This is a genomic window from Ruegeria sp. HKCCA5929 (assembly GCF_013034525.1).
Lineage (GTDB): Bacteria > Pseudomonadota > Alphaproteobacteria > Rhodobacterales > Rhodobacteraceae > Ruegeria.
Genome location: NZ_WQGE01000002.1, coordinates 382,057 through 397,511, shown reverse-complemented (window position 1 = coordinate 397,511; position 15,455 = coordinate 382,057). Strand labels below are relative to the sequence as shown.

The 15,455-nt window shown below is 57.2% G+C and carries 15 protein-coding genes; 12 read left to right on the top strand and 3 right to left on the bottom strand.

What is annotated here, in order from left to right; genetic code table 11:
* Positions 1–26: 26 nt before the first annotated feature.
* The 3 genes from GOV90_RS06680 to GOV90_RS06670 all read right to left on the bottom strand — a co-directional run bounded on the left by GOV90_RS06680 (position 27) and on the right by GOV90_RS06670 (position 2,630).
* On the bottom strand, positions 27–1,604 hold the full coding sequence (locus GOV90_RS06680) for a gamma-glutamyltransferase family protein (RefSeq protein ID WP_171095868.1): 1,578 nt from the start codon (positions 1,602–1,604) through the stop codon (positions 27–29).
* Between the two features lie 216 nt (positions 1,605–1,820).
* Positions 1,821–2,276, bottom strand: coding sequence for an ATP-binding protein (locus GOV90_RS06675; protein ID WP_171095870.1), 456 nt, complete (start codon positions 2,274–2,276; stop codon positions 1,821–1,823).
* 15 nt (positions 2,277–2,291) lie between these two features.
* Positions 2,292–2,630: an STAS domain-containing protein gene (locus GOV90_RS06670; RefSeq protein WP_171095872.1), complete on the bottom strand. Its 339-nt coding sequence runs from the start codon at positions 2,628–2,630 to the stop codon at positions 2,292–2,294.
* Positions 2,631–2,732: 102 nt separating this feature from the next.
* Between GOV90_RS06670 and GOV90_RS06665 the strand changes: the two genes are divergently transcribed.
* From GOV90_RS06665 to GOV90_RS06610, 12 genes are all read left to right on the top strand, one after another.
* Positions 2,733–3,905 (top strand): acetyl-CoA C-acyltransferase, encoded by a 1,173-nt coding sequence (locus tag GOV90_RS06665; RefSeq protein ID WP_171095874.1) that lies wholly within the window; start codon positions 2,733–2,735, stop codon positions 3,903–3,905.
* A gap of 73 nt (positions 3,906–3,978) precedes the next feature.
* Positions 3,979–4,434, top strand: coding sequence for a GAF domain-containing protein (locus tag GOV90_RS06660; protein ID WP_171095876.1), 456 nt, complete (start codon positions 3,979–3,981; stop codon positions 4,432–4,434).
* Between the two features lie 99 nt (positions 4,435–4,533).
* A complete protein-coding gene (locus GOV90_RS06655) occupies positions 4,534–5,067 on the top strand; it encodes a GNAT family N-acetyltransferase (protein ID WP_171095878.1) in 534 nt (177 codons plus the stop codon).
* A 156-nt stretch (positions 5,068–5,223) separates the two neighbouring features.
* A complete protein-coding gene (locus tag GOV90_RS06650) occupies positions 5,224–5,793 on the top strand; it encodes an XRE family transcriptional regulator (RefSeq protein ID WP_171095880.1) in 570 nt (189 codons plus the stop codon).
* Entirely contained in the window at positions 5,793–6,416 is a 624-nt protein-coding gene (locus GOV90_RS06645) for a LysE family translocator (RefSeq protein ID WP_171095882.1), read from the top strand. The genes GOV90_RS06650 and GOV90_RS06645 overlap by 1 nt, the downstream gene beginning before the upstream one ends.
* Before the next feature lie 4 nt (positions 6,417–6,420).
* A complete protein-coding gene (locus GOV90_RS06640; protein ID WP_171095884.1) occupies positions 6,421–6,801 on the top strand; it encodes a GFA family protein in 381 nt (126 codons plus the stop codon).
* Between the two features lie 16 nt (positions 6,802–6,817).
* Positions 6,818–9,265, top strand: coding sequence for an FAD-dependent oxidoreductase (locus GOV90_RS06635; protein WP_171095886.1), 2,448 nt, complete (start codon positions 6,818–6,820; stop codon positions 9,263–9,265).
* Between the two features lie 18 nt (positions 9,266–9,283).
* Positions 9,284–9,760, top strand: coding sequence for a cupin domain-containing protein (locus GOV90_RS06630; RefSeq protein WP_171095888.1), 477 nt, complete (start codon positions 9,284–9,286; stop codon positions 9,758–9,760).
* A gap of 1 nt (position 9,761) precedes the next feature.
* On the top strand, positions 9,762–10,814 hold the full coding sequence (locus tag GOV90_RS06625) for an alcohol dehydrogenase family protein (protein WP_171095891.1): 1,053 nt from the start codon (positions 9,762–9,764) through the stop codon (positions 10,812–10,814).
* Between the two features lie 11 nt (positions 10,815–10,825).
* Positions 10,826–11,719 carry a homocysteine S-methyltransferase family protein gene (locus GOV90_RS06620; RefSeq protein ID WP_171095893.1) on the top strand — a complete coding sequence of 298 codons (894 nt, stop codon included), beginning with the start codon at positions 10,826–10,828 and terminating at the stop codon, positions 11,717–11,719.
* Between the two features lie 8 nt (positions 11,720–11,727).
* Complete coding sequence (locus GOV90_RS06615; RefSeq protein ID WP_171095895.1) at positions 11,728–12,705, top strand: GlxA family transcriptional regulator; 978 nt, start codon at positions 11,728–11,730, stop codon at positions 12,703–12,705.
* Between the two features lie 90 nt (positions 12,706–12,795).
* A complete protein-coding gene (locus GOV90_RS06610; protein WP_171095897.1) occupies positions 12,796–15,249 on the top strand; it encodes an FAD-dependent oxidoreductase in 2,454 nt (817 codons plus the stop codon).
* Positions 15,250–15,455 lie beyond the last annotated feature (206 nt).

Genomic DNA, 15,455 nt, shown 5'->3' with positions numbered 1-15,455 from the left:
ACCGCGACAGCCCTCGTAAGTGGGCTCTAGTATCCAAGGGCGCAACCGTCCTTGCGCGGGTCGCTGGCACCCTCCAAAATACCGTCTTTTCGGATTCGGATCGCTTGCGCCCCGCCAAGCGGAGTTTCCGGCACTTCGATAGTATGCCCAATTTCTGACAATTGTTTCGCTACCTTATCGGGATAGCCGCGTTCCAGTTTCAGAACCGATCCGTCGAAAAACGCGCGTGGAGCGTTGATGCTTTCTTGTAGCTCAAGACCGAAATCCCTGAGGTTTGACACAAATCGCGCGTGGCCGGTGGGCTGGTACGCTCCGCCCATCACACCAAAGGGCATCATTACGCGGTCGTTTTCGGCCAGCATCCCTGGAATGATTGTGTGCATCGGACGCTGGCTTCCAGCCAACTCGTTTGGATGGCCAGTATCCAGCGTGAAGCCAGCGCCACGGTTTTGCAGCAAAATGCCGTACTTTTCCGAAGCGATCCCTGATCCAAAACTATGGAAAATCGAATAGATCAACGAAACCGCCATCTGGTCGCGATCAACAACAGTGATGTAGACGGTGTCCTTGTGAATGGCCTCGGTCAATGGTGCTGCCGCAGGCATGGCACGTTTCGGATCAATAAGCGCGGCCAGTTTGGCGGCCAGTTCAGGGTCAAGGAAACGTTCCGCTTTGGACATGTGGTCAGGGTCCGCGATAAACCGGTTGCGCGCATCATAGGCCAGCTTGGTGGCCTCAGCCTCGATATGCACCCTCTCAGCGCCAAAGGGGTCCATGTTGGCCACGTCAAAATGTTTCAGAATATTGAGCAACAGAATTGCGGTCGCGCCCTGACCGTTTGGCGGATGTTCGACCAGATCGACCCCTTGATAGGCGCCCTGCATTGGCTGCGTTTCTGTGTATTTCGTGTTTTGAAAATCCTCAGCGGTGTGAACTCCACCCCGAATGGACAGTGCAGCGATCATGTCCTCGGCAATTTCGCCGGAATAAAACGCGTCGCGCCCTTCTTGCGCGATCCGACGTAACACTTCGGCCTGACCCGGCGCGCGAAAGATCTGCCCGACTGAGGGGGCTTGCCCGTCGATCAGATAGTGGTCTCGGGCTGGGCCTTGCAGGGTAGCCGCTCCGATCTTCCAATCAAACGCAACCCGGGGTGCAACCGGAACGCCTGCTTCCGCATAGTGAATTGCGGGGGTCAGGATCGCGTCCAACCCCAAGCGCCCTTCCGTTTCTGCCAAATGGCAGAAAGCGTCTACTGCACCGGGAATCGTCACCGCATCCGGTCCATTCAGCGGCACAGATGACAAGCCCTGATCGCGCAAAGGCTGTGCCTGCGCGGCAGCCGGAGATCGGCCCGAGCCGTTCAGGGCACGTATTTGATGTTCGCCGGGGCGGTTGAAAAGAACAAAACAATCGCCACCCAAACCGGTCATCTGAGGCTCGCAGATCCCCAACAGGACCGCCCCGGCAATCGCTGCGTCCATTGCGTTGCCACCCCGCTCAAGAATATCGATTGCCGCCTTGGCCGCCAGCGGGTGAGAGGTTGCGCACATCCCCTGCGTTGCAAACACTTCTGACCGGCCCGGTTTATGCAAATCCCGCATGGCGAATTCTCTCTCCTTTGAACAAGGGAAAGCTATTCACTGATTGGGGATTGTCCAGAGATTTCAGGGGGAGAAGTTCCTCGGCGCCTTTCACTGGGTGGGGGCTGTGATAATTGGCGCCGAGGGAAGCTATCTGAGCTACGAGTCACTGTATGGCGGTTGTTTGAGGCGCGACAATGTTTCGAAAATGGCGTTATTGTGACCAATTGGGCCTGATTAGGCGTTTTTACCGAAGTTAAACCTCAGGGACAGCCGGTTGCACCCATCCCGGTGTTCATATCGAATGTCACTGGTAAGCTGATGAATCAGGAACCAGCCAAACCCCCCTTCCGGCAGATCTTGTGTTGTTTCCCCCAGCGGTGCGGGTGTTCCGTCCGGCATTTGTAAACCAGGAAGCGGGTGCCCGGTGTCAGAGATCAGGATGTCCAGCCGATCCCGATCCAGCCGACACGTAACCTGAACATTGGCCGGTGCAATGCCCTTGTATGCGTGTTCCACCACATTGTTGATTGCTTCAGCCAATGCAATCTTCACATCGTCCGATTTATGAGGTGGCAATCCATGGTTTGCCAGACCACTACTAAGCTGCGCGATACCTGCACTTGCTTCTGTGTCTGTGGCCGGGAAGCTTAGTTCCAGACAGGTCTTGTTACAAATTGGCTCCACGCCCATCCACTCCTGCCTTGGTTATGCATCTGGCGAGGACAGCGCGTCGTCCAGTGTCGCAAACAACCGAAAAACCGTATCCATGCGTGTCAAGCGAAAGACTTTCTCGACCACGGGCTGCGGTCCGGCCAAATCCAGCCGCCTGTCTTTGCCCAATTGTTTCATCGACGCGACAATCGCGCCCAAACCGCTGGAATCAATGAAGTCGACGCTGGACAGATCCAGGACAACCCGAATTGCGCCGGTTTCGGTTTCCGACCGCATGTCTTCCTTGAACTGAATGGCCATCGCGGCATCAATCCGATTGGAATGAACGGTAATGATCTGCGTTGCGCCCTTTGATGTGCTGGTCAGCCCCATAGTCCGGCACCCTCCAATCAAAAAAATGAGTCGTAGAAATACGCTAGACGCCAATTCTTACCATTCGGTATTCAATGGCCGTGAAGCAGGAGGAAAACCCGGATGAAAGACGTTGTGATTGCAGGGGCCGCAAGAACGCCAATGGGGGGCTTTCAGGGCATGTTTGACGGAGTTGCCGCGGCTGACCTTGGCGGAGAAGCGATCCGGGCTGCGTTAAGCCAGGCGCGGGCGCAGACCGTTGATGAAGTGCTGATGGGATGTGTGTTGCCAGCAGGTCAGGGCCAGGCCCCTGCGCGTCAGGCTGGTTTTGCTGCTGGGTTAGGCGAAGAGGTCCCGGCAACCACGCTGAACAAGATGTGCGGCTCGGGCATGAAAGCGGCGATGATGGCCTTTGACCAGATTGCGTTGGGTCACGCGGATACAATGGTTGCAGGCGGAATGGAGAGTATGACGAATGCCCCGTACCTGCTGCCCAAAATGCGTGGTGGTGCCCGTATAGGTCATGGTCAGGTGGTCGATCACATGTTCCTCGACGGGCTCGAGGACGCCTATGAGAAAGGCCGCCTGATGGGCACCTTTGCCGAAGACTGTGCAGAAGCCTATCAGTTTACGCGCGAAGCTCAGGACGAATATGCGCTCCAATCTCTGTCCAGTGCCCTTGCGGCGCAGGAAAACGGCGCATTTGAACACGAGATTGCGCCTGTCACAGTACGCACGCGAAAGGGTGAGGTTGTGCAGGACACAGACGAACAACCAAAATCCGCCCACCCTGAAAAGATACCCACCTTGAAGCCCGCGTTTCGTAAGGATGGCACCGTGACGGCTGCCAACTCGTCGTCGATTTCTGACGGTGCTGCTGCGCTTGTTTTAGTCTCTGCCGAAGCCGCCGAAGCCCAAGGACTGACGGTGCGCGCCCGTATTCTGGGTCATGCCAGCCACGCGCAAGCGCCCGGACTGTTTACCACTGCGCCGGTTCCGGCCGCACAGAAACTCTTGTCCAGCATCGGTTGGAACAAGGAGGATGTTGATCTTTGGGAGGTCAATGAAGCCTTTGCTGTTGTGCCGATGGCGTTCATGCACGAGATGGGTCTGCCGCGCGACAAAGTGAACGTGAATGGCGGGGCTTGTGCGTTGGGCCATCCTATCGGTGCCTCGGGTGCGCGCATCATGGTGACATTGTTGAACGCGTTGGAAAAGCGAGACCTCAAACGCGGTGTCGCGGCCATCTGCATCGGCGGCGGTGAAGGCACTGCAATTGCGATCGAACGCGTTTGACCCTTCATCTTTTTCCAAATACTCCGGGGGTGCGGGGGCAGCGCCCCCGCGCGGCCCCAATGGATTAGACACGATGAAAACCGATTATGAAACTCTGGCCAAAACCATCGCGGCATTGACCGAAGGCGAAACGGATCAGGTCGCTTTGATGGCCACGGTTGCGTGCGAAGTGCATCATTCCGATGACCGCTTTGACTGGACCGGATTCTACCGTGTTGTGGAACCCGGTCTGTTGAAAATCGGCCCTTACCAAGGCGGGCATGGGTGCCTTGTCATTCCGTTCGAACGCGGCGTTTGTGGGGCTGCCGCCCGGACGGGTGAAGTGCAGCTCGTCCCAGACGTGGACGCTTTCCCAGGCCATATTGCGTGCGCATCTTCAACCCGGTCCGAACTGGTGTTGCCCGTCCACAATGCTGCCGGTGAAGTGATTGCGGTTTTTGACATCGATAGCGATCAACCGGATGCATTTTCAGCCAATGACGCAGAGTACCTGTCGAGGATTCTGTCCAGGACCTTCGCTCAGGTTTAACCAAAGCAGGGCAGGCTTGCGCCTGACTATAGTGCGCCGTGTTTCGGTTTTGCCCGGTACCCGTTAAAATGCCACCGTCCCCAACATGTTGGAGCAGGCATGGGCCCAGACCAATTCCTCACACCACGCCTTTCGGTTTTTCACTGGAGAGAGGAACTCCGGGACCCTTCGTTGCGTGAAAGTCTGGAAGACGAACTCATCACGATTTTGACCCCAAATGTGCTTGGACCCCTGCCGCCGTCCATGCAGGTACAGGACCGGGGCATATCTCATTGGATCGATGATCGTTGCGCAGAAAGTGATGTTTTGTTGGTTCGCCAAAAACATGACCGTCATCTGATCGGCCTGATGATACTGGCACTGGATTCTGCCCATAAATCTGTGCCGACGGTCCATCTCGGCTACCTGATTGCAGAAACGGCATGGGGCAAAGGCTATGCCTCAGAGCTTTTGGACGGATTTGTCGCCGCGTGTACTTCGGGCCCAGCCGTTCGCTTGGTCGCGGGGGTTGGACGCGACAACCCGGCCTCTGCCCGCGTGTTGCAAAAATCGGGTTTTACACTCTCCCGCGACGACTCGTCTGTGGACACAGAGATTTACGTCCGCGAAATCGGCGCGCCGATGGTGCCTTAGGTCCACGAACCGTTCCGTGACAGCGTTCTGCACACAAACTGGTAACGTGCATCGCACTTGGCGCAGGCGACCAGATGAAAAAATGCTTGGAAATTTCATCAATTTGTCCCATCGTGAAAAACAGATTTAAAATTTCACGAGATTCGGAGCAACTGTGTGAACAGCCAAGCCCCACAAAGCGCGACATTGGGTGCTGATTTAAGGGCCTTGCGCAAAGCGCGCGGGTTGACCCTGACAGAGATCGCGACCCGCCTTGATCGTTCGGTCGGTTGGCTCAGTCAGGTTGAACGGGACATGTCCGATCCTTCGATCTCGGATCTGCGTCAGATTGCTGAATGCCTTGGCGTGCCGATGTCGATGCTGTTTGCCCATGCAGCGGTTCCGGTTGAGGAAAAGGGTTATGTCGTTCGTGCGGGCACACGTCGTCCCATGGGGTCGGGTGAAGAAGGGTTGATCGAGGAACTGCTTTCGCCTGATCTGACCGATGATTTTGAAATGGTACATTCCACGTTCGAGCCCAACTCGAAGATGCAGACCCCAGCCCATCGCCCAACGCAGGAAGTGGGGTACATGATCTCGGGCCGATTGGATCTGACCATCGGGTCGCGGGCTTTCACTGTCGGTCCGGGTGACAGCTTTCGGATCAAACACGAACCTTATCAATGGTCTAACCCCTATGATGAGCCTGCGGTGGCCATCTGGGTCATTGCCCCACCGGTGTACTGATGAGCTTTGAGGCCTGGACCATATTCGCGCTGTTCTGGGTGGTATTCGTAACCACTCCGGGCCCGAACGCGGTCAATTGCATCTCAAACGGGATGAGTTTGCCATTCCCAAAGGCAATGTTGGGTGTTCTGGCCATCCTCACGCAAGCAAGCGCGTTCCTGATCTTATCGGCGCTGGGCATCACGGCCTTGATCGCGGCGTCACCAACTGGATTTTTCATCGCCAAGCTGATTGGTGCAGGTTTCCTGATATGGGTCGGAATCCGAGGCTGGATGAACGCTACAAAACCTGCACCGGCCTCAGAACGCCCTGCGCGGCATGTCTATTTTCACGCGCTGGCGGTGGCGACGATAAATCCCAAAAGCGTGGCAGGGTACCTGGCGGCCTTTTCGCAATTCGTGCAGCCCGACGTGCCGATCTGGCAGCAGATGGGAGTTATCATGCCCACGGCGCTGATCATCACCACGCTCAGCTATACCGGCTTCACCCTACTGGGCGCGCTGATGGGCAAGGCGGCGCTGGGGGCTGTGTTTAACATCTGGGTTCGCCGTGTGATGGCGGCCTGTTTCATCATCTATGGCGTGTTGCTGGGGGCCAGCTCCACGCCCGCAGCAAGGGGGTAATTGTATGCACACGGGTTCCTGCCTGTGCGGCGCGGTCGCGTTTACCATCGACGGAGAGCTGTCGCCGCCCTCGGCATGCCATTGCGGCCAGTGCCGTAAGCAGTCGGGCCATATCTGGTCCTCGACCTCGACCCATCAGGACAACCTGAGCTTTACCGCAAGCGACACGCTGCGTTGGTTCCGTGCATCAGATACCGCGCGGCGTGGCTTTTGCAGTGAATGTGGATCTTTCCTGTTCTGGCAGCACAATGCCGAAGACACGATTTCGATTTCCATGGGTGCGCTCAGCGAACCTACGGGCCTGAAGCTCTCAAAGCACATCTTTGTCGCTGACAAAGGTGACTACTACGACATCTCAGACGATCTGCCCCAGCGGGCACAGTAACAGAGGATTAAAACACATGAGTGACTTTCCAACCAAAGCCCGTGTTGTCATCATCGGTGGCGGCGTCGTGGGCTGCTCGTCCCTTTATCATCTGGCCAAGAAGGGCTGGACCGACTGCGTTCTGCTGGAAAAGAACGAGCTGACGGCTGGCTCGACTTGGCACGCGGCGGGCAACGTGCCGACCTTCTCGACCTCATGGGCGATCATGAACATGCAGCGCTACTCGACCGAGCTATATTCGCGCTTGGCCGAAGAAGTTGACTATCCGATGAACTACCACGTCTCGGGGTCGATCCGTCTGGCGCATAGCAAAGAGCGGATGCAAGAGTTCGAGCGCGCCATGTCCATGGGCCGCTATCAGGGCATCCCGATGGAGATGTGGACCCCGGAACAGGCCAAGGAGCATTATCCGTTCCTTGAGACGCATGACCTTGAGGGCGTGTTGTACGATCCGACCGATGGCGATATCGACCCGGCGCAGCTGACGCAGGCGTTGGCCAAAGGCGCGCGCGATTTGGGTCAGAAGATCATCCGTTTCTGCCCGGCCACCGATGTGACACAGCATGACGATGGCAGCTGGACCGTGCATACGGAAAAGGGCGACATCGCCTGTGACTATGTGGTGAACGCCGCCGGCTACTATGCGCAGCGCGTGGGCGAGATGTTCAAGCCATTCGGCGGCCGCACCGTTCCCGCGATGGTCATGAGCCATCAATACCTGCTGACGGATGAAGTCCCCGAGGTTGAGGCGTGGTCGAAAGAGCATGGCGGCAAGCTGCCGCTGCTGCGCGACGTCGATGTCTCCTACTACCTGCGGCAGGAGAAGAACGGCTTCAACCTTGGCCCCTACGAGCCCAACTGCAAGGGCCACTGGATGACCGAAGACGATCCGATGCCCGAGGATTTCAGCTTCCAGCTTTGGAATGACGATCTAGATCGAATCGAGGATATCGTCACCGACGCCATGGAGCGGGTGCCACTGATGGCAACCTCGGGCGTTGGACGTGTAATCAATGGTCCGATCCCCTACGCGCCTGATGGCCTGCCGCTGATCGGTCCGATGCCCGGTGTGAAAAACGCATTTGAGGCGCACAGCTTTACCTTTGGCATCGCGCAGGGCGGTGGCGCGGGCAAGGTGCTGGCGGAATGGATCGTTGACGGCGCGACCGAATGGGATATGTGGGCCGTCGATCCACGTCGTTACACCGATTACACCGATCAGGACTATTGCAACCAGAAAGGCATGGAAGTCTACGGCAACGAATACGCCATGCATTTCCCGCACCACGAATGGCCAGCTGCGCGTGACAAAAAGCTGTCACCAGTTCATGAAAAGGTCAAAGCGCTTGGCGGCGTGATGGGCGTTTACAACGGTTGGGAACGCGCCAACTGGTTCGCGCAGCCGGGTGATGACACCACGCTTGAGGCAACGCATACTTGGGGCCGTTCCGGTCCGTGGGAGCAGCGGATCAAAGAAGAATGCGAGGCGGTGCGCGACCATTGCGGCGTGCTTGACCTGCCAGGGTTCTCGCGTTTCATGGTCAAAGGCGAAGGCGCTGCCGAGGCACTGCGTGGCCTAGTAGCTGGTGGATTGCCTAAAGTGGGCCGTATCAATCTGGTCTATATTTCCGATGACCGGGGCCGTATCCTGACCGAAATGTCCTGTCTGCGTTTGGGTGAAGATGAGTTCGTCATGATCACCGCCGCAACGGCGCAATGGCATGACCGGGATATTCTGGTGAATGCAATGCCCGCCAGCGTATCGGTTGAGGACGTCACTACAACCCGCGACACACTGATCGTCACCGGCCCGAAATCGCGTGAGATCCTGTCGGGTTTGACCGACGCCGATCTGTCCTCGGGCTGGCTGACCCATCAGGCCGCCACTGTTGCTGGCCAATCGGCCCACCTGATCCGCGTTTCTTTTGCTGGTGAGTTGGGGTGGGAAGTACACGCACTCAACGCGGATATGCCTGCGATCTACGACGCGATCCTCGGTGCAGGGGTCAAGCCGTTCGGCATGTACGCCCTGAACTCTCTGCGGATCGAGAAGGGATACCGCGCATGGAAGGGCGATTTGTCGACCGATTACTCGCTGCTCGAAGGGGGTTTGGAGCGGTTCGTCAAACTGGACAAACCGCAGGACTTCCCCGGCAAGGCCGCGATCCTGAGCGAAAAGCAGCAAGGCGTGAAGAAGTCGTTCGTCACCCTGACTGTTGAGGCTGGGGATTGCGACGCGCCTTACATGTCTTGCATCTGGCAGGGCGATGAGATCGTCGGTGAGACGACGTCGGGCGCATGGGGGTACCGTGTGGGCAAGTCCATCGCGCTGGGCATGATCAAGGCTGAGCTTGCGAACCCGGGTACCGAGCTTGAGGTCGAAATCTACGGCCAAAAGTGCCGCGCTGTGGTAGAGCAGGATCAACCGCTTTGGGATCCCGAGAACGAGCGGTTGCGCGCTTAACTTCTTGCGGAGACCGCCATGAGCAAACGATACGCCAAACTGGGGCCCGGCGAGGGCCCCAACTATGATTGGGAAAATGACCATACCTTCGTGAAGGTGTCAGGTCAGGACACAGATGGCGCATACACGCTTATGGAAGACAACTTGAAGGCCAGCTTCGCGCTTGGCCTTCATCGCCATGATACCCACGCCGAAACCTTCTATTTTCTGGAAGGTGAAGTTGACTTCTATGTCGACGGCGGCTGGCATCGATGCGGGCAGGGCACCACGATGCATGTGCCACCCGGAGTACCGCATGCCTGTCGCGTCGTAGGTGATGCGCCAGCCAAGATGCTCATGATCTTTCAACCGTCAGGGTTTGATGGGTTCCTTGCCGAACTTGCAAAGATGACCGAGGCAGACTTTGCGGACGAGGCCAAGATGGCCGAGGTCAATGCGCGCTACGACATCGTTCCCATGGGTCCCGTCCCGCCGCATCCGGATGATGAGGTCTGAAATGGCTATCCCAAAAACCATGTCTGGTGTCTATCTGACGGGTCACGGTGGACCCGAAGTCTTAGAGTGGCGCGAAGATATTCCGGTGCCAAAGCCCGGTCCCGGGCAGGTCCTTGTTCGGGTTGCCGCTGCCGGTGTGAACAACACTGATATCAATACGCGGGTCGGCTGGTACTCGTCGGATGTGACCGGCGCTACGGATGCTGTGGATCAGGACGTCGAAGCCGGCGGGTGGGGTGGCGCCCTACGTTTCCCACGCATTCAGGGTGGGGATCTGTGCGGCATCATCGAGGCAGTGGGTGATAGAGTTCATTTCAGTCCAGGCCAACGCGTAACCTGCCCGATCAACCTGCCGCGTCCGCGTCCCGGTCACCCTCAGGGCTTTATTGCATTGGGGTCCGAGATCGACGGGGCGTTTGCCCAATACTGTCTGGTAGAGGCGGATGATCTGTACGACGTCAGCGCATCCCCTTTGTCCGACGTTGAAATTGCAGCCATCCCCTGCGCTTTTGGGACCGCTGAAAACTTGTTGACCCGCGCGGGTGTCACATCAGGCCAAAAGGTCCTGATCACTGGCGCGTCTGGTGGTGTTGGGATGGCCGCTGTGCAGCTTGCTGCGTTACGCGGGGCCACTGTCTGGGGCGTCACGGGGTCCGCAAAGGCTGAGGTCGTGAAATCCCAGGGTACCGCAGGAACCTTCGAGCGTGATGAACCGTTGCCACAAGACATGTTCGACGTGGTGATTGATGTGGTTGGCGGGCCTGCGTGGGCATCGTTGATCCTGTCGCTGAAACCCGGTGGACATTACGCCGTATCAGGCGCAATCGCCGGCCCGATGGTTCAAGCGGATCTTAGGGATATCTACCTGCGCGACATAACCATTCATGGCTGTACGCATCAGACACCCGAAGTATTTGGCCGCCTTGTCGAATTGATGAATGCCGGGCGCATCCGGCCATTGATCTCGCGCACCTATCCGTTAAGGGACATCGCACTGGCGCAATCGGATTTTCAATCCAAGACCTTTCCGGGCAAGCTGGTGCTGATCCCCTGAGGAGCAATGACATGACAGATATCACCCTCTTGGATGGTTCAATCGGCCAGGAACTGGTCAAACGCAGCGGGGATACGCCAACTGCGCTCTGGTCAACTCAGGTCATGATTGATCGCCCAGAGCTGGTGCGCGAAGTACACGAAGAGTATTTCAGGTGCGGCGCGACAATAGCGACAACGAATACTTATGCGGTTCACCGGTCCCGATTGCGGTTCGAAGACATCGAAGATCAGTTGGAGCCCCTTGTTGATGCGGCCTTGTCACAAGCACAAGCCGCTTGCGATGGAACAAAGGGGCGCGTCGCGGGTTCTCTGGGGCCTTTGTTGGCCACATACAGGCCCGACCTGAAGCCCGACCCAATCGATGCGGGCGAAAAATTTGCGGAATTAGTCGGCCTTATGGCAGATCAGGTGGATCTGTTTCTCATCGAGACGGTGTCCTCGGTGCTTGAAGCCGAAGGCGCGCTGCGGGGAACATCGGGATGTGGCAAGCCGGTTTGGTTGTCTCTTTCAGTCAACGATGACGACGGCACCCGTCTCAGGTCGGATGAGCCCCTGGCGGACATAGCGCCGTTGGTCAAAACGTATGCGCCGGATGCGCTGTTGATCAATTGCTCGCGCCCCGAAGCGATCCCAGCAGCGTTGGACATCCTGTCCAGAATGTCCTTGCCATTTGGGGCCTATGCAAATGGGTTCACGCATATCTCGGCCGGGTTTCTTGAAGATGCGCCAACAGTTGATGCGCTGGAAGAGCGCCATGATCTTGGGCCCGATGCATACGCGGATCACGTGATGGGATGGGTCGATCAGGGGGCAACGATTGTCGGCGGATGCTGTGAAATCGGACCGGAGCACATCGAAACGCTCGCCACCCGGTTGCGGGCAGCCGGACACAACATCGTCTGAGCACGAAGATGACAGGTGAGACGGCGCAAAAAGGCTTGAAGCAAACGATCCGGCATTTCGACATTCTCGTCGCGCCGGGGTTTGTGTTGCTTGAACTCGCCTCGCTTGTGGATGTTCTACGGGTGGCAAACCGGGTCTGTGCCTCGCCGCCTTTCACCTATACTTACCGGTCGTTGCGCGGTGGCGATATTGCAAGCAGCAGCGACGCTTTTGTTTCGACCTTAACAGTGCCATCGCAACCTACGGCTGACTATTTGTTCGTCATCGGCAACACGGACCCGGATCAGCCAGACCTGTCGTTGGGCCGTATTGTGTCGGACTATACTTTCCGTGGCGCACAGGTCTTTTTACTGTCTGAAGCGGCCAGTCGTTACATAAATGAACAGGGCACGGAAGATCTGGCAACCCATTGGGAAAATGCCTCTTTCCTGCGTGAACGCGGTGCCCGGTTCGAGGCGAAGCTTTTGATCGCGACCGAGATCGGACCCGTAGTGACCTGTGCCGGTATGAGCGCCACGGCAGACATTGCACTGTCGGTTATCGGGCGGCACATCTCGGGGCCAGCCAAAATGACGGTCGCCGATATCATGCTGCATGAACAGATTCGCGATTTCTCATCTATGCAGCCGTTTTCCGGGGCAAAAACCACAGCCACCGGCGACGCCAAGCTGGATCAGTGCATTAAGCTGATGCAAGAGAATATCGAGGAACCCTTGCCCATCCGCCAGATTGTCGAGGACTTGAACCTTTCGAATCGGTCGCTGGAACGTAAGTTCAAATCCTTCTTCGGCACTACACCCAATGGGTTTTATCGCGAAATGCGTTTGGCCAAGGCCAATAACCTGCTGATGAATACAACAATGAGCGTGCGTGAGATTGGGATGGCTTGCGGGTTTCCCAACGGGTTTTCATCTGTTTACAAAAGCTTTTTCGGGGTCACGCCATTTGTCATGAGACGGGACAGGCGTCAGACCACACAAAGATGATTTTCTCTGACATCGCGACGCTTTTGATGCATTTCTTGTCGATCCTTCGTGGCATTCTGCCCCAAACCAAACACTAGCGGAGTCGTCACAATGGTTGATCTTCCCAGCAAGGCCCGAGTGGTCATTATTGGCGGCGGCGTCATCGGATGCTCGGTCGCCTATCACCTGACCAAAAAGGGCTGGAAAGATGTCGTGCTGCTTGAACGTAAACAGCTGACCAGTGGCACAACCTGGCACGCGGCCGGTCTGATCGCGCAGTTGCGGGCCACAGCAAACATGACCAAGCTGGCGAAGTACAGCCAGGAGCTTTACGGTTCTTTGGAAGAAGAAACCGGTGTTGCCACCGGGTTCAAACGTTGCGGTTCTATCACCGTCGCCCTGACCGAAGAGCGCAAGGAAGAGATCTACCGTCAGGCGGCCATGGCCCGCGCCTTTGGCGTAGAGGTCGACGAAATTTCAAATGAGCGGGTGCAAGAGCTGTACCCACACATCAATCTCGACGGTATCAAAGGGGCCGTTTACCTGCCGCTGGACGGGCAGGGCGATCCCGCCAATATCGCTCTGGCGCTGGCTAAGGGTGCGCGCCAGCGCGGCGCTGTGGTAAAGGAACGGGTCAAAGTCACAGACATCGTCAAGCAGGGCCGTTCTGTCACCGGGGTGGATTGGGTCGCGGATGACGGCAGCGCTTCGGGCCACATCGAATGCGACATGGTGGTGAACTGCGCCGGGATGTGGGGTCATGAGGTTGGCCGCATGGCGGGCACCAACGTGCCGCTTCATGCGTGCGAGCATTTCTATATCGTGACCGAAAATATCGATGGTTTGACCCAACTGCCAGTGCTGCGCGTGCCTGACGAATGCGCGTATTACAAAGAAGATGCAGGTAAAATCCTGCTGGGTGCGTTCGAACCCAACGCAAAACCCTGGGCAATGGACGGCATCCCGGACACGTTCGAATTCGATCAACTCCCTGAAGACTTCGATCATTTTGAGCCGATCCTCGAAGCCGCATGTGAACGGATGCCGATGCTGGCCGAAGCCGGTATTCACACTTTCTTCAACGGCCCGGAATCGTTCACTCCGGACGACGCTTACCATCTGGGTCTGGCGCCTGAGATGGATAATGTATGGGTCGCCGCCGGGTTCAATTCGATCGGCATCCAATCCGCCGGTGGTGCGGGCATGGCGCTGGCGGAATGGATGGACACAGGCGAGAAACCCTTTGACCTTGGCGACGTAGACGTCAGCCGGATGCAGCCGTTTCAGGGTAACAAAAAGTACCTCTTCGAACGCTCGAAAGAGACGCTGGGGCTGCTCTATGCAGACCACTTCCCCTATCGCCAAAAAGCCACTGCGCGCGGCGTGCGCCGGACGCCGTTCCACCACCACCTTCTGGAACAGGGGGCCGTCATGGGCGAGCTGGCCGGCTGGGAACGCGCCAACTGGTTCGCCAATGTAGGACAGGAACGGGAATACCAGTACAGCTGGAAGCGCCAGAACTGGTTCGAAAACTCGGCTGCTGAACACCGCGCCGTGCGCGAGAATGTCGGCATGTATGACATGTCTTCTTTTGGCAAGATCCAAGTCGAAGGTCCCGAAGCTGAAAAATTCATGAACTATATCGGTGGTGGCGACTACTCGGTGCCTACTGGCAAGATTGTCTACACTCAGTTTCTGAATCGTGCTGGCGGGATCGAAGCCGATGTGACTGTCACACGCCTGAGCGAGACCGCGTATCTGGTTGTGACTCCTGCCGCAACACGACAGGCAGATCAAACCTGGATGATGCGCCACGCGGGCGACTTCAACGTCGTGATCACCGATGTCACAGCAGGTGAAGGTGTTCTGGCTGTCATGGGGCCCAACTCGCGTGCTCTGCTCGAGAAAGTATCGCCCAACGACTTCACCAACGCGGCCAACCCCTTCGGCACTGCGCAGGAGATTGAGATCGGAATGGGCCTGGCCCGCGCCCATCGTGTCACTTATGTGGGCGAGCTTGGATGGGAGATCTATGTCTCTGCGGACATGGCAGGCCATGTGTTCGAAACCCTCCATGAGGCCGGACAGGATATGGGGCTGAAGCTGTGCGGTATGCACATGATGGACAGTTGCAGGATCGAAAAAGGCTTTCGCCATTTTGGCCATGACATCACCTGCGAAGATCACGTGGTCGATGCGGGTCTTGGCTTTGCGGTCAAGGTTGACAAAGGCAGTGACTTCATCGGACGGGAAGCAGTGATTGCGCGGAAAGAAAGCGGTCCTAAAAACCGGCTGGTGCAGTTCAAGTTGACTGACGCGGAACCGTTGCTGTTTCACAACGAGCCGATTGTCCGCGACGGCGAATATGTGGGGTACTTGAGTTCAGGCAACTATGGCCACACGTTGGGCGGTGCCATTGGTCTGGGCTATGTCCCGTGCGAAGGCGAAAAGGCTGCGGACGTTCTGGCATCTTCTTACGAGATTGATGTCTGTGGGGTGAAGGTTAAAGCGGAAGCTTCGCTCAAGCCGATGTACGACCCGAAATCAGAGCGTGTGAAAGTCTGACATGCGAGAGGGGGCTCTGCCCCCGCCGCCCGTTCCGGGCGACTCCCCCGAGGTATTTAGGGCCAGATGAATGAGGGATCCCTTGTTCATCTGGCTTAAAAATACCTCGGAGCGCGAGGCAGCGCCTCGCTGCGCCAACATGAGTTTCAACGCGGCATCCGAGATCGACCCATCACTATTCGTTATGTGCGACTTCACGGTTTTCG